The organism is Cyanobium sp. Lug-B, assembly GCF_024345635.1.
GTDB classification, from domain to species: domain Bacteria; phylum Cyanobacteriota; class Cyanobacteriia; order PCC-6307; family Cyanobiaceae; genus Cyanobium; species Cyanobium minutissimum.
This window is the reverse complement of sequence record NZ_JAGQBM010000015.1, coordinates 42,530-59,349: the sequence shown is the minus strand read 5'-3', so window position 1 is coordinate 59,349 and position 16,820 is coordinate 42,530. Positions and strand designations below refer to the sequence as shown.

The window sequence follows — 16,820 nt, the reverse complement described above, 5'->3', positions numbered from 1 at the left end:
CGGGGCGAGGGCGGTGGTGTAGCGGAAGGCGCCGCTGCTCTGCAGCAGCCAGTCACCCACCAGGGCGTCGGCGGCGAGGAAGGCGCCGCCGCTGCCGAAGGACTTGCCGAAGGTGCCGCTCACGATCGCCACGGAGCTGGCGCCGTGGGCGAGGCCGCGGCCGCCGGGGCCGAGCACGCCGAGGGCATGGGCCTCATCCACCAGCAGGGGCGCGTCGTGACGGAGGCAGAGGGCCGCCAGGGCGGCGACGGGGGCGCTGGTGCCCTCCATGCTGTAGAGGCTTTCGCAGAGCACCAGCAGCCGGCCATCGGGCCGTTCGCGCCGGGCGGCGAGCAGGCGGCGTTCCAGGTCTGCGGCGTCGTTGTGGGCGAAGCGCTGCAGGCGGGCTCCGCTGGCGCGCACGCCCACCAGCAGGGAGTGGTGGATGAGCCGATCGGCCAGCACCAGGGTGTGGCGATCGGCCAGGGACGCCACCGCGGCGAGGTTGGCCTGGAAGCCGCTGGGAAAGAGCAGCACCCGCTCGCGGCTGAGCCAGGCCGCCAGGGCGGCCTCCAGCTGCTGGTGGATGGGCCGGGTGCCGGTGACCAGGCGGGAGGCGCCGGCCCCCAGGCCGCTGGCGGCCAGTTCGGCCGCGGCGGCCGCGAGCACGGCGGGATGGCGGCTGAGGCCGAGGTAGTCGTTGCTGGCCAGATCCAGCAGGGGGAGTGCGTCGTCGGGGGGTGAGGGCTGGAGGCTGGCGGCGGTGGCGGGCTCAAGCGTGCGCAGGGCGCGGCTGCGGACGGCGGGCAGGGCCGCGAGGGCGTCGCGCAGCTGCCGGCGCCAGGGGGGCTGGGGGGCGGTGGGGTCGCCGCTCTCCGTGGTGGGGGGAGGAGGGATCAGGGCGGCCCGATACCAGTGACAGGGGGCAGTCTGGGATGGGGGGGGGTGAAGGCTCGGTTTGGACGTTGATGGGGTGAACGCGTGGGCCGCGTCACTGCAGACGTGCACCTCATAGGTGTAGCCCGGGATACCGGTGGTTCTCGGGTCCGAGAACCAGGGGCAAGCTCTTTGTGAGTGGGGTGGATACTCTGTGGGCTGACTGTGTTCTGGCCGTGCTGATGTTCGGGGTGCACTTGTGGTTCACGGAAAGGACAGGCGACTGGGGCGTGGTTCTCGGAACCGTCTAATGACTAGTTAGCCATGTTGCAATCACTTGTGAAAATGCCCCCATTCTCTTGGCGCCGATTTTTAATACTAATTGCCATTGGCCTTCTCGGCTCCTTTCTAGCTGGTTTCATAGGGGGCTGGCTCTTTGCCCGCCCTATCATTTTCTTGGCCGCCTTTGGTTGCTGCGTTTTGTTTAGCTCTGCTCTAAAAACGGGGAAGTGGTGGGCATTCATGTTGTTCATGCCCTTACTCTTTCTTTTCTTTTTTCCCGGCGAAGCAGGCATGAAAATTGCTCCTTTAGGCAGGAATGCAAGACTCAATGCCGCTGATATCATCGAGAAAAGTAAGCAACATCCTGAAAATGGCAAGGCCGTATCAGATGAAATTGATAGACTTCTAGAAAGGGAATCTAACTGGTTTCAAAGTTATGAGTTCGAACTTGAAAAGGCCAGAAACAATAGCCTTGCCGCATACAGTAAATACAAAAGCGAGCTAGAAAGGAAAAATGCAGAAAGTGCAAGAATACGCCGTGATCAACAGATAACTGATGGCTCCTATATACCTTCCGAATTCGAGGTCGGTAGAGCCTGTAAAGAGTTAGCAAGGAGCAATAGCTTAACCCGTCGTGTGGAGTGGGGTTTTCTTGGAATCGCTAACTCAAAATGGTTTCCAGATCAGAAAACCATTATTTTAGAAGGAACGAGTAAGAACGGATTTGGGGTAGACATGCCATTCTCCATAGAGTGCCGTTGGGAGAAAGGTGGTATCGTGCGTGTTGTTGAGATCAACTAGGAGCTTGTTGATCATAGGGTAGCGGCCCTCTTGTCACAGCTTATCGCCCCACCCAAGCTATACGCTCAACTGCTGTGGGGCGAGGAGCCGGAGAAGAGCAATGATGCTGCGTAGGCAAAGGTGGGATATGCTTGCATGCCGCAATAGGAATGATCTCATCAACTATGTGTCTCAATAGCATGATGTATAAGAAGACTTTGTAGGCACCGTTAGAACATCTGAGACAATAGACAGAAGCACTATTGCTTGGATGCATCTATATGGCAATATTGGCCTTTCATAAGGCTAACACCGCCATCCACCTGAGCCGCGCCACAGCAAGGCCATTCGCCTGAAGTATCACTCAGCGCGGCCAGCTGATGGCGAACGTTAGATGGATTAAGCAGGTCTGCTCGCACCAAGCCAGAATCGGCATAGCATCCTTGTGGCTACAGCCACAAGGGTGCAGGGAACGCCAATCCTCGCTATAGTCCGCAGACGCTAGGCAAATGTGAAGCCGTCCCTACATGCCGTATCCATTTGAGGTCTGTGAGGCGCACGAGACTTGGAGAATGGAAGAATTTTCGAGCGCATATGTTCGTGCTGTTAGTGCGACTGCAGGTTGCAGTGTGGCTAAGCCAGAAGTCGATGATGACAGTATTGATCTCATCTTGAAGCGAAAAAGAGCAGGGACAGCAGTGAGGTCGCCTCAGCTTGACATCCAGCTCAAGGCAACGTATACGGATTGTATCCGCGAAGGTCACATCTCATACCCTCTCTCAATCAAGAACTATGATGATTTGAGGCCAGTCAATGTGGCAGTCCCACGAATTCTTGTCGTAGTAGCTATGAATCCCGAAGCAGGTGCTTGGATAGAGCACAGCCAAGACAGCCTAAGCTTGCGAAAGTGCGGATATTGGATATCACTTCGCGGCGAACCGCCGTTGTCGAATACTACATCCAGAACAGTGACAATTCCGAGAGAGCAGGTCTTTGATGCGATAGGCCTTCATAGAATCTTTGAAGCTCTAGAGAGTGGGCGCGTGCCGTGACATTTACTCTCTTTGAGGACAATCCTCTCTCCACCATCAGCCCGGAAGATCTAGCGGCATATCTCTCGGCCCGAGGATGGTTGGCAGATGCTTCTAGCAGTCCATACGCTAGGGTTTGGCATCATGGAGAAAATCCCGATGAGTCTACAGAGCTAATAGTTCCTACTCAACGGGATATTGCAGATTACAAGATCCGCGTCGGTGAGATTCTCCGCAGCCTTCATTCCTTTGAATCGCGCTCCAAGTCGCTAATAGCTAAGGATATACTCTTGGCCACTTGTGATGTAGTGCGCATGCGGAGACCTACGGCTTCTCCCAACGATGACTCGATATCATTGAAGGATGGTGCAGCCCTGGTCAAGGCAGCTGTAAAGATGATGACTTCTGCTGCATGCTCAGCAGTAACTCCACGCCCAGTTGTTCCATCAAGGAGGCCACCTCTGGCGAATGATTATATGAGCAATGTTCGGATGGGTCAGACAGAACGAGGCAGCTACATCCTAACTATTATTTCCAAGGTTGCTCCGCAGCTTACGCATGGAGCGCCTAATCTACTAGAGTATCTTGAGGTGCCATTTCCAAGAAAAGTTACTCAGTCGCTATCGAAATCTCTAGCCGCCGTCGAGGCTGCTTCCCTAGCCGTTGGCTCTTCAGGTGACTTTGCACCATTCTTGGATAGTGTTAGTGAAGGAGTTACCGCTAATTTATGCGAAGCGATTCGGGATATGGTTGTAAGTGAGATTGGTGAGTCGGAGATTGATCTGTCAATAGCATGGGCTCCTTCGGCTCCGGTTGACAACCGCCAGCATATGACCTTTTCCTTTAAGCCAGCAATCGCTTCAGTGCTACATTCGGCCGCCGAATACCTTCGCCAAGCGGAGCCAAATGAAGGCATCTTGGTTACTGGAGTAGTAGTAAGTCTCCATCGGGAAGAGGAGAGCCAGGAGGGTCGCATAACCGTTTCTTGTGTTATTGACGGATCCGTCAAGCAGCTTCAAGTATATCTCGATAGTGACGACTACACTACTGCTATTGTCGCGCACGGTTCAAGGAATGGCGTAATGTTTCGCGCTGACATCGCCCGAGAGGGCCGCACTTATGTGGCGCGTAATCTTAGTGGGTTTCGTATTATTGACTCTTAGCAGACTAATCACCATCTAACCAGCCCCTCGAGTGGGCAGGCCACCGTCAGATTCGTGTTGTGTCCTATGCTCCCTGCCTGCCACTCAGGGGCAGCGTTCGGCGGACAAACCTTGCTGAGACGACATGGGAGCAAAAACTCGTACGCAGACTTACTTACATCGCGGTCGGCTGGTTGCAGCCGCTGTTCAGCGTCCGAGCGGCTTGGGCCCGTGGCCGAAAGCGCACCCGTATCCTGCTGACGAGCTTGTTGCCGTGATTGAAGGCCGACTCGGAGACACGTACGTCGTCACCAGAACAGGTCTAGCTACGGATGCTCTCGTTGCAGATAGCGTGCTGCTTCACCTCGGTCGTGATCCGGCAAGCTTTGACTCGCAAACCTGGCAACGCATTCCCACGACTCTGATCCGAAGGATCGGGCGTGAAGTTGCTGAAGCGGCCAACGCAGTTGCTGACTGCTGGTCTCAGTACGCGAACGAAGAAGCCTGCACCGGCGCACTGTTCTCGAAGCTACGCGGGTCACGGATCGACACCAATGGATGGCGAGCCGACATCGAGTTCGTCGAGTTCTCAAAGCAAACTAAAGAGCCTGAGACTGGCGCGGATGCCGCTCTTCTGCTCGACGTTCTGGCGAGAGACGGCGATCGAGCAGTCAAGACTATATGGCTGCAGGCGAAGAAGCATCCGCTGAAACCAGGTAACTGGAGAACGCTTCCACGCTTGGATGTACAGGTAGCCGATATGCGCAAGCTCACGCCAGCGAGCTATGGGCTGATCTACACGCCAGACGGAGTATGGGTTGTGGGCCCGGACCTTCCGCCCGGCGTTTCGAAACTCGACGACTTAGTCCAGGCGAGTCTCGAATGCACCGTCGGTGACCACAGAACAGGGGTGTATGTCCAATCAGTTAACCGCGTTCGAGCCAGCACAATCTTCGTCACTGAGAAGGCATAGCCTTCCGCCGAACGAAGCGTTGCACCTGACAAAGCGGCCCAGGATCCCCCAGCTAGGGAAGCTCTGTGTGGGCCGCTTTGCAGGTGAACTTGGGCGTTAGGCGTTTGGAGATTCGTTGGATGCATGCGCAGAGGCTGCTTCACTCAGATTCGGGCTACATGTATAGTCATTATTCTAACGTGTTGGAACTAACAGAGGCTTGGATTAGGGAGTTCGTGTCTTGTTCATGGCTTCGCCTCTGTCAAGGCAACAATATTCCCAAGTGTAGAAATATAAGATGTCAACTCAGATAGTGCCTGATCAATTTGCGGCTTCGTCACTTCGCGGATTTGAAGATCAGGATCACCATGAGCTGCATCATTCCGTAGAGCGAGGATCTTCCTAGTCAGCCCTTCATTAATTAGCTTACTGATCTCGGCCTTTGCTCCATTGGATGCTTGTTTGCGGTGCATGCTCTTTTGTGCACGTCGCAACAGAAAATCAACGTTAGCCCTTCCTGCAGGAACTAAATCATCAGAGGCAAGAGCATCTACAGCTGCTGCCAGATTGAGCAAAGCGGTTTGCGTTACAGTAATTGACTTAATGAGTCTAGACCTTGCTCTGCTGTATTCTGGTGAATCGGGATCGGCGGAAGTAAAGTTTAGCTCATTCATGTCTTGGCCAAGTTCTCTGATGCTTCCTTGTACAGCCGATATTGCTTGATGTTCTAGATTCTGCGTTGGCTCACCCATTATGCCGGCAAATGCGTAAGTTGCGAGTTCAAGTGTTCGACCAAGGCGCAGCGCGCATGCTGTAAAATGACCTGATATATATTCAGTCATTAACTGATCCATCTCCACTTTAACTGCTGCCATCTTGCCCGGGTCCACCAAGCTAGAAAAATAAACTGACACCGTATCAATAGCCAGCTCAACGTTGTCCCCAAAGAGACTGACCACACCATTCTTCGGAAATGCGAAGGACTTGCTTTTTGCATCTTCTCTGGTTAGAATTCTTGCGCTAGGCAATTCTTCTAATAAATGGCGAGCAAAGGCGAGTGCCGCTCGTCTAATATCTTTTGATTCAGAAGCGTCCGGCACGAAATGTGACACCTTTGACCATAAGGTTAGGTCGCTTGATGCAGAGCTCGAGGTATCTCCAATTATAATTAATACCGTTCTACACCTGGCGAAGACCTCAAGAGCTGCGAGAGGCAGCTCGCCAGAAAAGCGAATATTCCCTAGCCAAGAATGCTTGATCTCGATGACAGTAGGTATCTCTCCAGGTATGAGAAAGTCGAATTTGTATCTTCCTCGCCCGCCATAGGACACCTCGGCAAGCCCCGTTTTAGACGTACTTGAGTAATGCTCTCCTGAAAACTCCATTCCTGCCTCGGCCAAGGCCTCGGCCATCAGTCTCTCCATTCCGTACCATTGCGTCGGTACGTCTGTACTGTCTGCTGAAGCCATCTCTTTGGTTCTGATCTCTAGGCCCACTATTCCTCTATATTGCCAGAAGAATCTGCCTAAGCGGTTCTTTCTCTGAAGCTGCTAAAGACTGCCTAACAAACCCCTCGAGTGGACAGGCCACCATCGATCCTCGGCTGCGCCACACTAGGCTCCTTGCCGGCCACTCCGGGGCAGCGTTAGCCATTACAAGTTTAGAAAGCCATCCCACAGGCACCCTTGTTCAGCGATGCAATTCCAGCTTGTCCCAGGACTCCTGATATTCCTCGGATCGTACTTACCGCTTGCGATTATACTCGCACTGCAAGACATTCCTGCAAAATGGTGGACGCAGCCTCTATGCACATCGGCAGCCCTAAGAGACGGATCCTGCCAGTTCATTCCTTTTGCAAATCCGACTTTTTCGTTGACGTTCCTTGCTATTACCTTGCTGGCAACCCTCCTGGCCAAGAGCTCTCTTCAGCGTATCAGATATCCATTCATGGTCGAGGTCAGGCGACTAAAAGCGACGCCAAACGAGATCATTAACTACACGTTCCCGTACGTCGTCTCCTTCATGGGGATATCATATAACGATCCTCAGAAGCTACTTGGATTTGGCGTTTTTCTGCTGTGGATGTTTGCAATAACGCTCAAGTCCGGACAAATCCTGATGAATCCTCTCCTCTTGATCTTCGGCTGGAAGCTGTATGAGGCTACCATCGTGATCAACAATGTAGAAAGAGAAGTGCGCGTGATGAAACATGGCACTCTGCATCTCGGAGCGTATGCGGCTCAGACCGTCCAAGACTTTTACATCCTCAGGAAAAGTTAGATGCAGCAGGCCTTTGCTTCACTTCGTGCATTCGACTATGTCGGCAGCTCCACCCATCTTTGGGTATTCAAGAGAAGTGCATCTGAGCATCGATTTTCTTCGTTCTTTGTTCAGACAGATCTACACTTAAATGGCTTGCTTCAGGGCATCGTTCAAGCCGAAGTCGGTCGCATCACTGAGTGGGCAGATTATACATACCTTGCACAGACAAATGAAAATAGCTGTCTCGGCTCGCCGATAGCTGGCACTGACTTCGAGTTTCTCAGGGAGCGTGTCGATCGCCCAGAGCCAGAATGTCGAGTTCGGTCGATCAGAGATTTAACGAACGCAAGTGGCTACGTTGTCAAGTTTCGGCAAAATGGCCAGGTGGTGTACGCAGTCAAAAAGTCAACGAGCAACTGGAAGGCATCATATCTCAGAACTCATATCAACATTGTATTCCGCAATGGAGAGTTGTCTGCCGCGGAAGATAATGCCTTCAAAATTGAGAGAAGCTTCGACTTCTACGCCATCGACCAGAAGATATTCATCGTTAACAAACGTGCCTTTGAGTCTGCCATGGAGTATCGGGCCTCCTACGCACAAGCCTTCGTCGACATGCAGCAGAACCCTCAGTTTTCCTCACTCTTCACCGATATGCAGCCAATGATCGATTATGTTGGCACAAACTCAATTCATCTGAGGCGAATGGCGCGAATCGAGGAGCGTTCCCTGTTCACTAGGCCAGGATTTCTCGATGCGGTTTATGCAGTCAGCCAAAGACGTGGCTGGGGCCTGAATTTTGATCCTGTCACGAATCGGCTTATTCCCTGTGATCAGACGATTAGGACGATTATTCAAGTTCTCTTGGATCATCGCCTACTCAGTGAGGTGACCGACCTGATCTACGACGTTCCAGACGCGACACAGGTTTAATGCCTCACATGGCCATACACTTGACCCACTGAAGCAGATTCAATGTGCCTTCAGGGTTTCTTTCCCTCCAGCTCACTGCGGGCAGGAGATGACGAGCGTTCGGCGAGAAATGATGTTAGCATGTTGCGCAAGTGAATATCATCATGCGCCCGTTGTCATTGCCGAGGCACGCAAACCCAGATGAGCAGAGCCATATTTGATCCACTATGCGGGCAGCTAGAGGACTTCTTCAACGGCAACTCCCAAGAAGTGTTGTCAAATCGTGTTGACGAGGAGGAGCGCATATTTGCACCCATAGTTTCACACTACGATTCTCACCCGTCTTCAGGCGTGGCTTTCAGTGCCCTGCGTGACTCATTTTCTGCCGCCGAGAACAGGTTGGCAGAACTCTGCCGCACTCGTAGTCTTGACGATCTGATGGCAATACTGCGACGCGCACCTGTGCGTGTGATGGGATCAGACAACTGGCTTGCATACCTGTCGCTCGGACTCGTCAAGTACACGAATCCAACGTTGAACATCACGGCAGATGTCTCAACAGACAAGAGCCAGTACAAGATGGCTCACGTCTGGACTACTGATCTCCTCTTTGACGCTGATCGTATCGCTACCGCTGCCAGAGCAATGGAGAACATCGGCGGGGCAATGCGGTGGGTTGGAAAAGGTGCACAGTTTTCCCCCACGGCTAGCAATCCACTGCGCTGCGAGGTCGGGGCTCGAGTCCAACAGGCTGTCGACGCCTACGAGGCTAGACGGCCCGATGACCTGCTTCGCCAGCAGGGCGTCATGGCAACGAAATCGAAAGGCGAGCAACAGGTTCTGATATTTTGCCTCGGCGGCAAGGGTACGGAGACAATATTGAGAGAACCTAAGCGAGTGCTCTCTCTGAACGTCAACTTCGCTCCATCGTATGTTGAACTAAATCCAGTTCTTCATATTCTAGAGGCATACCGCGATCCCATAAAGGACCTCTTTGGCGTCCGCCTGGAGGCCATTGCTCAAGTCCTGGGAGGTTTGTCAGGGAATGTTTGGCACACATTGTTGTGGCCTAAATCAGTGGACGCATCGAGCTACCACGATAGCTTCACATTGAACTTGGAGCCAGACGACGGATCGGCTGACTATGCACTTAAGCTGTGGTTTACCTTCCGTCTGCTGCGCACTGGCTACTTACGGTTCCCACGTGAGTATTGGATTAGTGCCCTTGGTGCAATCTCGTCACCATGGGCAGACACAGAGATAAGAAGGCAGGAGCTGGTAGAGGAGTTCCTGAATGCATTCACCGTTCTTCCTGGGCGACGGGACCAAATCGACCTCAGCGTGTTGCGACCATATCCGCTTGTTTGTCAGGCACCGAGCGGTCAGATATATTTCGATTTGCGTGGCACTCTAGACTTCCTTCGGGACCTCGTGGAGGCTGGAAAGGTGTGGTTCTCATCCCAACACGGAGACCGCTTCACACTAAGTCTGAAAAGCAGAATCGAGACCGAAACTCCAAATGCGACGGTGGTAGGCTGGAAGACCAAAGTAAGAAATCGAAGCGGCGGCAAGACCGAATGTGATTTGCTGGTGAAAGCTCGAGGTCGGCTCTACGTCATTGAATGCAAGGCACACGCACATTCGGAGCGGTTCTTCCGTGGTGATCCTGATGCTGTACAACAACTCGGATCACGACTGGCCTCAGACTACAGGCAAGCGGAAGCGGCGGCCGAAGCGGTGCAGCACGAAGTATCCCTCTCGGATTCGCATTTTGACCGGACGCTGGACGTCGAATTCTGTGTCTGCACGCCTTCGCAACAGTTCATCCGTCCTTTAGACAAGTTTGGCTGGTTGCAGGATGGTGTTCCAAGAATTTGTACGCCGGAGGAACTCATTTCCGTCCTCCGAGGTCCTGCAATAGTTGATGATTTCTGAGAATTTCGCGAGGCCCGGCGGTCCAACGGGAGGCGAGATACGAGAATACTACCTACGCAGTCGCGATTCTGGAACAGCGCAAACCGCAGTCAATGGAGGCCATGCCGTACGTCACAAATGCTCGGTACGGCTTCGCCGCCCGAGATTTGCGACGCTCAACTTTTAACCAACCCTGTATCAATCAGGTTTCCGCCCTATCAATACAGTGTTGTTTTGCGTTCGGGCGATGGGCCAATACTCCATAGTTACAAGCTGGCGGCCTGTCTTGGTGCTGTTCATGCTGTGGTGCGGGGTTGGGTCATCGATGGCGTACTCCTGATACTCGGCGATCATCAGCTTTAGCCCTGCGCCGTCCGGCTCAGACAGGTCGATCCGCACGTCCCAGAGCGGCGGTCGCAGCCAGAGGTGTTCCGCCCCTACCCCAAGGGCCAGCGCTTCTGCGAAGCGGCTTCCGGCGTTCAGCTCGCGGCCCATGGCCATCCATTCCGGCCACACCTCCAACACAGGTTTCGGCGAGATCGGCGTCACCTGATTCATCTGCCCACTCTGAGGGTCGAACTCGGAACGCGGCTGCACCTCCCGCGAGCTCCCCAAAGCCCCATAGCCAGTACCGAACAGCGTCACGCTGCGCGAGCGTCCATCTCCGGCCGCCCGCGGTGCTGCCGGTGTCGCCAGCCATGCCCGCGGGCGGGAGCACCACCCCCAGTATCTTCCAATAACCGCTGACATTCCTGGGCCTGTCCAGCCAGACCCGCAGCCCACCGTCTCGGGGCCTTCCGCCGTGATCTCCGCCTTCAGGGCCACTGGCCGAGCTCACGCGCCCACGTGCTGCTGCTCAATACCTTCTCCCGCACCGGCTCCCACGGCGCCTGAGCCGCGCCACCCGGGGCGGCCGCGCCATAGGATCCCCCGATGCCCTCCAGCCCCACCGTCGGCTCCGCTGACACCACCACCGGTGGCGTGCCGCCGCTGGAGCAGCTGTTCCCCTTCCCCCTCGACGGCTTCCAGCTCGAGGCGATCGACGCCCTGAACCAGGGCCACTCGGTGGTGGTGAGTGCCCCCACCGGCTCCGGCAAGACCCTGGTGGGCGAGTACGCCATCCACCGGGCCCTGGCCCATGGCCAGAAGGTCTTCTACACCACGCCCCTCAAGGCCCTCTCCAACCAGAAGCTGCGCGATTTCCGCCACCAGTTCGGCGATGAGAAGGTGGGCCTGCTCACCGGTGATCTCAGCCTGAACCGGGAGGCCCAGGTGGTGGTGATGACCACCGAGATCTTCCGCAACATGCTCTACGCGGAGATCGACCACCTCGACGACGACCCCCTGGCCGATGTGGAGGCCGTGGTGCTCGACGAGTGCCACTACATGAACGACACCCAGCGGGGCACCGTCTGGGAGGAATCGATCATCCACTGCCCCTCGCGGGTGCAGCTGGTGGCCCTCTCGGCCACGGTGGCCAATGCCGGGCAGCTCACCGACTGGATCGAGCGGGTGCATGGCCCCACCCGGCTGATCCACAGCGACTTCCGCCCCGTCCCCCTGGCCTTCAGCTTCTGCAGCGCCAAGGGTCTGCACCCCCTGCTCAACGACGAGGGCACCGGCCTGCACCCCAACTGCAAGGTCTGGCGACCTCCGAAATCCACCCGCCGCAAGGGACCGAAGGAACCGCGGCCGCCCCAGCCGGAGGCGCCGCCGATCGGCTTCGTGGTGGCCCAGATGGCGGAGCGGGAGATGCTGCCGGCCATCTACTTCATCTTCAGTCGCCGCAACTGCGACCGCTCCGTCCGCGACCTGGCCAAGGTGTGCCTGGTGGATCCCCACGAGCAGGCGCGCATTCGCCAGCGGCTCGACGCCTTCATGGCGGTGACCCCGGAGGCGGTGCGGGAGGGCGGCCATGCCGATGCCCTGCTGAGGGGCATCGCCGCCCACCACGCCGGCGTGCTGCCGGCCTGGAAGGAGCTGATCGAGGAGCTGTTCCAGCAGGGGCTGATCAAGGTGGTGTTCGCCACCGAGACCCTGGCCGCGGGCATCAACATGCCCGCCCGCACCACGGTGATCTCGGCCCTCTCCAAGCGCACCGAGCGGGGCCACCGGCCCCTGATGGGCAGCGAGTTCCTGCAGATGGCGGGCCGTGCCGGCCGCCGCGGCCTCGACACCCAGGGCTACGTCGTGACGGTCCAGAGCCGGTTCGAAGGGGTGCGGGAGGCCGGGGCGCTGGCCACCAGCCCGGCCGATCCCCTGGTGAGCCAGTTCACACCCAGCTACGGCATGGTGCTCAACCTGCTGCAGCGTTACGACCTGGCCAAGGCCCGGGAGCTGGTGGAGCGCAGCTTCGGCCGCTACCTGGCGGGGCTGGACCTGGCCGAGGACGAATCCCGCATCGCCGAGCTGATGGCCCAGCTGGCCAGCCTGGAATCCAGCGGCGGCGAGGTGCCCTGGGACGATTTCGAGGACTACGAGAAAGTCCGCGGCCGCCTGCGGGAGGAGCGGCGCCTGCACCGGATCCTGCAGCAGCAGGCCGAGGAGACCCTCGCCCATGAGCTCACCCTGGCCCTTCAGTTCGCCAGCGAGGGCACCCTGGTGAGCGTCAAGGCGCCGGCCCTGCGCAGCCGGGTCACGCCGGCGGTGATCGTGGCCAAGGTGCCGGGCTCCGGCCAGTTCCCGCTGCTGCTCTGCCTCACCGACGAGAACGTCTGGATCCTGTTGCCCTGCCATGCGGTGGTGACCCTGCACGCCGAGCTCAGCTGCCTGCAGGTCGACCAGCTGGAGCCGCCGGAACTGCACCACGCCAATGAGCTGCGTCACGGCGACAACGCCAGCGGTGGCCTGGCCCTGGCGGTGTCCTCGATGGCCCGCCGCCACGACATGCACACCCCCCGCTACGACCTGGCCGGCGAGGTGCGCCAGCAGGGTGAGCTGGTGCAGCGGCTGGAGCAGGAGCTGGAGGCCCACCCGGCCCACCGCTGGGGCGACCGCAAGCACCTCAAGAAGCACCGCCGCCGCATGGAGGAACTCCAGGAGGAGATCGGCGAGCGGCAGCGGCTGCTGCACCACCGCGCCAACCGCCACTGGGACACCTTCCTGTCCCTGATCGACATCCTGCGTTTCTTCGGTGCCCTCGATGGCGAGGAGGGGCTGGAGCCCACCGAGGTGGGCCGCACCGTGGCCGCCCTGCGGGGCGACAACGAGCTCTGGCTGGGGCTGGCCCTGATGAGCGGCCACCTCGATGCCCTCGATCCAGCCGAGCTGGCGGCGGTGCTGGAGGCCATCTCCACGGAGGTGAACCGGCCCGACCTCTGGTGCGGCTACCCGCCGCCACCGGCCTCCGAGGAGGCGCTCCACGACCTGCGCAGCCTGCGGCGCGAGCTGCAGCGCCAGCAGGAGCGGGCGTCGGTGGTGGTGCCGGTGTGGTGGGAGCCCGAGCTCACCGGCCTGGTCCACGCCTGGGCCCGGGGCGCCAGCTGGAACGATGTGATCGCCAACACCTCCCTCGACGAGGGCGACGTGGTGCGGATCTTGCGCCGCACCGTCGATCTCCTGGCCCAGATTCCCTACTGCGAGGCGATCAGCGAGCAGCTGCGCCGCAACTCACGGTTGGCCCTCAAGAGCATCAACCGCTTCCCGGTCTGTGAGATCGAGGATCTGCTGGCCACGGGCAACGGCAAGCTGGACCCCGCGACGGAGCGGCCGCCGGCCGCCTGAGCGCACCCCTCAGATCCCCAGCCGCTCCCAGATCACGTCCAGATTCGCCCGGTGCAGGTCGGTGGCGAAGCAAGCCTCCAACTGCTCGGCGCCCAGGTGGTCCGTCACCGCCGGATCGCCCGCCAGGTTGGCGCGGAAGTCGCCCCCCTCGGTGTTCCAGGCGGCGTGGGCGTGGCGCTGCACGATCCGGTAGGCCTCCTCCCGGCTCAGCCCCGCCTCCACCAGCGCCAGCAGCACCCGCTGGCTGAACACGACGCCGCCATACACGTTCATGTTGCGGGCCATGTTCTCGGGGTACACCCCCAGCCCCTCCACCACGGCGGTCATCTCCCGCAGCATGAAGTGCAGGGTGACCGAGCAGTCGGGCAGCATCATCCGCTCCACCGAGCTGTGGCTGATGTCGCGCTCGTGCCAGAGGGCCACGTTCTCCAGCGCCGCCACGGTGTAGCTGCGCAGCACCCGGGCCAAGCCGCTGATGCGTTCGCTGCGGATCGGGTTGCGCTTGTGGGGCATGGCCGAGCTGCCTTTCTGGCCCTTGGCGAAGTTCTCCTCCACCTCCAGCACGTCGGAGCGCTGCAGGTTGCGGATCTCGGTGGAGAAACGCTCCAGGGAGGTGCCCACCAGGGCCAGGGTCTGGACGTACTCGGCATGGCGGTCGCGGCCGATCACCTGGGTGCTGGCAGTGTCGGGCTCCAGGCCCAGCAGCCGGCAGGTGATCGCCTCAACCTGCGGATCGGTGTTGGCGTAGGTGCCCATGGCGCCGCTGATCTGGCCCACGGCCACCACCCGCTCCAGCCGCTCCAGCCGCTCCCGGTTGCGCTCGGTTTCGGCCAGCCAGCCGGCCACCTTGAAGCCGAAGGTGATCGGCTCGCCGTGGATGGCGTGGGAGCGGCCGATCATCACCGTGTCCTTGTGGGCCCGGGCCAGGCGGCGCAGGGCGTCAGCGAGGCCATCGAGCTCGGTGCGCAGCAGGGCCACCGAGGCCTTCAGCTGCAGGGCCAGACCGGTGTCCAGCACGTCGGAGCTGGTCATGCCCACATGGATGTGGCGGCCCGCATCACCGACGTGCTCGTTGACGTTGGTGAGGAAGGCGATGACGTCGTGGCGCACCTCCGCCTCGATCTCCAGGATCCGCGGCACCTCGAAGGCCGCCTTCTCCCGGATCGTGGCCAAGGCCTCGGCGGGCACCCGGCCCAGCTCCACGTTGGCGGCGGTGGCGGCGATCTCCACCTCGAGCCAGCTCTGGAACTTCGCTTCCTCGCTCCAGAGGCGGCCCATTTCGGGCAGGGTGTAACGCTCGATCAAGGGCCGGGCGGTGGTGAACGATCCCCCAACCTATCGAGCCGCCCCCACCGGCTCAGGCGGCGGCGGTGAGGCGCCGGTAGGGCAGCTCCAGGTGCACCATCGACCCCCAGGCCTGCTGCCGCACCCAGCAGCGGGTGCCGCGGCGCCGGATCAGCTGGAAGGGAGGCAGATCCTCGGGATGGTCCCGCAGTCGCACGAAGCTTCCCGGGTGGAGCAGCTCCACCACATTGGATCTGTTGGCAGCCATGGATCCGGGGGCAGCCATGGGAGGGAACCGGGAAAAGACTGGAGCCATCCTGCGACTGTTCCGCGCCGAACCGTCTGCCCATCGGTTTTTGTTCGGTTTGGATCGCTGTTCGGTGACAACATGCCGGTGGAGCGGCAGGACCCATGGCCGAAATGCAGGATGGCCCGTAAGCAGCGGCTCGATCGCCGGCTGGTGGATCTGGGCCTGGTGGCCAGCCGCCAGCAGGCCCAGCAGCTGATCCGCGCCGGCCGGGTGCGCGGCGGCGGCGAGGTGCTCGACAAGCCCGGCACCGAGGTGGCCGAGACCCTGCCCCTGGAGGTGGAGCAGCCCCCCCGGTTCGTCTCCCGGGGGGGCGAGAAGCTGGAAGGGGCCCTGGCGGCCCTGCCGATCCAGGTGCGGGGCCGGGTGTGCCTCGACGGCGGCATCTCCACCGGCGGCTTCACCGACTGCCTGCTGCAGCACGGGGCCGTGCGTGTGTACGGCATCGATGTGGGCTACGGCCAGACCGCCTGGAGCCTGCGCACCGATGAACGGGTGGTGCTGCGGGAGCGCACCAACCTGCGCCACCTCACCCCGGAGCTGCTCTACGGCGACGGCGATGCCTGGCCCGATCTGGCCGTGGCCGATGTGTCGTTCATTTCCCTCGCCCGGGTGCTGCCGGCCCTGCGGGCCCTCCTGGTGGGATCGGGTGAGGCACTGCTGCTGGTCAAGCCCCAGTTCGAGGTGGGGCGCCAGCGGGTGGGCAAGGGGGGCGTGGTGCGGGATCCGGCGGCCCACGCCGATGCCATCGCCGGCGTGATCGCCGCCGCGAAGGAGCTGGACTGGCACCCCGCGGGACTGGTGGCCTCGCCCCTCACCGGGCCCGCCGGCAACCACGAATACCTGCTCTGGCTGGTGCCGGGCGGGGCCAGCGCCGAACCTCCCTCCGAGGGCACGGACTGGTCCGGCAGGATCGCGGAGCTGGTGAAGGAGACCCTGGCCGGGGCCTGAGGGGCCCACGGCCAGGGTCAGGGCGGCAGGAACCGGGTGCTCAGATGGCGCCGCTGTCGAGGTCGCCGGTGCGGATCCGGATCACCGAGTCCACGGTGCTGATGAAGATCTTGCCGTCACCGATCTCGCCGGTGCGGGCGGCATCCTGCACCGCCTGGACCACGGTGGCCACCCGGTCGTCGTCGACGACGATCTCGAGCTTGAGTTTCTGCAGGAATTCGACCGTGAATTCGGAACCGCGATAGCGCTCCACCTGCCCCTTCTGCCGGCCGAATCCGCGCACCTCGCTCACGGTCATGCCGACGATGCCCGCATTGACAAGGGCGATCTTCACGTCCTCGAGCTTGAAGGGGCGGATGATGGCCTCGATTTTCTTCATGGCTGTGCTGCGGTCAGGAAGGCGACGGTTGGAGTCTCTCAGAGTC

15 protein-coding genes are annotated in these 16,820 nt (G+C 59.6%); 9 read left to right on the top strand and 6 right to left on the bottom strand.

What is annotated here, in order from left to right:
* A partial coding sequence (locus tag KBY81_RS05845; protein ID WP_396103662.1) for an aminotransferase class I/II-fold pyridoxal phosphate-dependent enzyme occupies positions 1 to 810 on the bottom strand: 810 nt, incomplete at its 3' end.
* Between the two features lie 384 nt (positions 811 to 1,194).
* Between KBY81_RS05845 and KBY81_RS05840 the strand changes: the two genes are divergently transcribed.
* From KBY81_RS05840 to KBY81_RS05830, 4 genes are all read left to right on the top strand, one after another.
* Positions 1,195 to 1,938 (top strand): hypothetical protein, encoded by a 744-nt coding sequence (locus KBY81_RS05840; protein WP_254975920.1) that lies wholly within the window; start codon positions 1,195 to 1,197, stop codon positions 1,936 to 1,938.
* A gap of 506 nt (positions 1,939 to 2,444) precedes the next feature.
* Positions 2,445 to 2,969 carry a DUF4365 domain-containing protein gene (locus tag KBY81_RS16715; RefSeq protein WP_396103661.1) on the top strand — a complete coding sequence of 175 codons (525 nt, stop codon included), beginning with the start codon at positions 2,445 to 2,447 and terminating at the stop codon, positions 2,967 to 2,969.
* Positions 2,966 to 4,111 carry a hypothetical protein gene (locus KBY81_RS05835; protein WP_254975919.1) on the top strand — a complete coding sequence of 382 codons (1,146 nt, stop codon included), beginning with the start codon at positions 2,966 to 2,968 and terminating at the stop codon, positions 4,109 to 4,111. The genes KBY81_RS16715 and KBY81_RS05835 overlap by 4 nt, the downstream gene beginning before the upstream one ends.
* A gap of 331 nt (positions 4,112 to 4,442) precedes the next feature.
* A complete protein-coding gene (locus tag KBY81_RS05830; protein ID WP_254975918.1) occupies positions 4,443 to 5,063 on the top strand; it encodes a hypothetical protein in 621 nt (206 codons plus the stop codon).
* A gap of 224 nt (positions 5,064 to 5,287) precedes the next feature.
* On the opposite strand, the gene KBY81_RS05825 is transcribed toward KBY81_RS05830, so the two are convergent.
* Positions 5,288 to 6,454 (bottom strand): hypothetical protein, encoded by a 1,167-nt coding sequence (locus KBY81_RS05825; protein ID WP_254975917.1) that lies wholly within the window; start codon positions 6,452 to 6,454, stop codon positions 5,288 to 5,290.
* Between the two features lie 283 nt (positions 6,455 to 6,737).
* Here KBY81_RS05825 and KBY81_RS05820 point away from each other — a divergent pair, with 283 nt between their 5' ends.
* The 3 genes from KBY81_RS05820 to KBY81_RS05810 all read left to right on the top strand — a co-directional run bounded on the left by KBY81_RS05820 (position 6,738) and on the right by KBY81_RS05810 (position 10,151).
* A complete protein-coding gene (locus tag KBY81_RS05820) occupies positions 6,738 to 7,322 on the top strand; it encodes a hypothetical protein (protein ID WP_254975916.1) in 585 nt (194 codons plus the stop codon).
* A complete protein-coding gene (locus tag KBY81_RS05815) occupies positions 7,323 to 8,237 on the top strand; it encodes a DUF4868 domain-containing protein (protein WP_254975915.1) in 915 nt (304 codons plus the stop codon). It abuts the gene before it with no gap.
* 180 nt (positions 8,238 to 8,417) lie between these two features.
* Positions 8,418 to 10,151, top strand: coding sequence for an NERD domain-containing protein (locus KBY81_RS05810; RefSeq protein WP_254975914.1), 1,734 nt, complete (start codon positions 8,418 to 8,420; stop codon positions 10,149 to 10,151).
* 177 nt (positions 10,152 to 10,328) lie between these two features.
* Here KBY81_RS05810 and KBY81_RS05805 read toward each other — a convergent pair whose 3' ends face one another.
* Positions 10,329 to 10,727, bottom strand: a complete 399-nt coding sequence (locus tag KBY81_RS05805) for a hypothetical protein (RefSeq protein ID WP_254975913.1) — start codon at positions 10,725 to 10,727, stop codon at positions 10,329 to 10,331.
* Positions 10,728 to 11,063: 336 nt separating this feature from the next.
* Between KBY81_RS05805 and KBY81_RS05800 the strand changes: the two genes are divergently transcribed.
* Positions 11,064 to 13,853: an RNA helicase gene (locus tag KBY81_RS05800; RefSeq protein WP_254975912.1), complete on the top strand. Its 2,790-nt coding sequence runs from the start codon at positions 11,064 to 11,066 to the stop codon at positions 13,851 to 13,853.
* A 9-nt stretch (positions 13,854 to 13,862) separates the two neighbouring features.
* On the opposite strand, the gene purB is transcribed toward KBY81_RS05800, so the two are convergent.
* Together purB and KBY81_RS05790 are read right to left on the bottom strand one after the other, a co-directional pair.
* Complete coding sequence (gene purB, locus KBY81_RS05795; protein WP_254975911.1) at positions 13,863 to 15,158, bottom strand: adenylosuccinate lyase; 1,296 nt, start codon at positions 15,156 to 15,158, stop codon at positions 13,863 to 13,865.
* A gap of 52 nt (positions 15,159 to 15,210) precedes the next feature.
* A complete protein-coding gene (locus KBY81_RS05790; RefSeq protein WP_233133925.1) occupies positions 15,211 to 15,405 on the bottom strand; it encodes a hypothetical protein in 195 nt (64 codons plus the stop codon).
* A gap of 159 nt (positions 15,406 to 15,564) precedes the next feature.
* Here KBY81_RS05790 and KBY81_RS05785 point away from each other — a divergent pair, with 159 nt between their 5' ends.
* Positions 15,565 to 16,395 (top strand): TlyA family RNA methyltransferase, encoded by an 831-nt coding sequence (locus tag KBY81_RS05785; RefSeq protein WP_254975910.1) that lies wholly within the window; start codon positions 15,565 to 15,567, stop codon positions 16,393 to 16,395.
* A gap of 40 nt (positions 16,396 to 16,435) precedes the next feature.
* Here the strand turns inward: KBY81_RS05785 and KBY81_RS05780 are convergent, their stop codons facing one another.
* Entirely contained in the window at positions 16,436 to 16,774 is a 339-nt protein-coding gene (locus KBY81_RS05780) for a P-II family nitrogen regulator (protein WP_015110582.1), read from the bottom strand.
* Positions 16,775 to 16,820 lie beyond the last annotated feature (46 nt).

Bases quoted from the DNA above. Each gene is read 5' to 3' on its own strand.
- KBY81_RS16715 (WP_396103661.1), top strand. From the start codon at position 2,445: ATGCCGTATCCATTTGAGGTCTGTGAGGCGCACGAGACTTGGAGAATG.
- KBY81_RS05825 (WP_254975917.1), bottom strand. From the start codon at position 6,454: ATGGCCGAGGCCTTGGCCGAGGCAGGAATGGAGTTTTCAGGAGAGCAT.
- KBY81_RS05820 (WP_254975916.1), top strand. From the start codon at position 6,738: ATGCAATTCCAGCTTGTCCCAGGACTCCTGATATTCCTCGGATCGTAC.
- KBY81_RS05815 (WP_254975915.1), top strand. From the start codon at position 7,323: ATGCAGCAGGCCTTTGCTTCACTTCGTGCATTCGACTATGTCGGCAGC.
- KBY81_RS05810 (WP_254975914.1), top strand. From the start codon at position 8,418: ATGAGCAGAGCCATATTTGATCCACTATGCGGGCAGCTAGAGGACTTC.
- KBY81_RS05800 (WP_254975912.1), top strand. From the start codon at position 11,064: ATGCCCTCCAGCCCCACCGTCGGCTCCGCTGACACCACCACCGGTGGC.
- KBY81_RS05790 (WP_233133925.1), bottom strand. From the start codon at position 15,405: ATGGCTGCCAACAGATCCAATGTGGTGGAGCTGCTCCACCCGGGAAGC.
- KBY81_RS05785 (WP_254975910.1), top strand. From the start codon at position 15,565: ATGGCCCGTAAGCAGCGGCTCGATCGCCGGCTGGTGGATCTGGGCCTG.
- KBY81_RS05780 (WP_015110582.1), bottom strand. From the start codon at position 16,774: ATGAAGAAAATCGAGGCCATCATCCGCCCCTTCAAGCTCGAGGACGTG.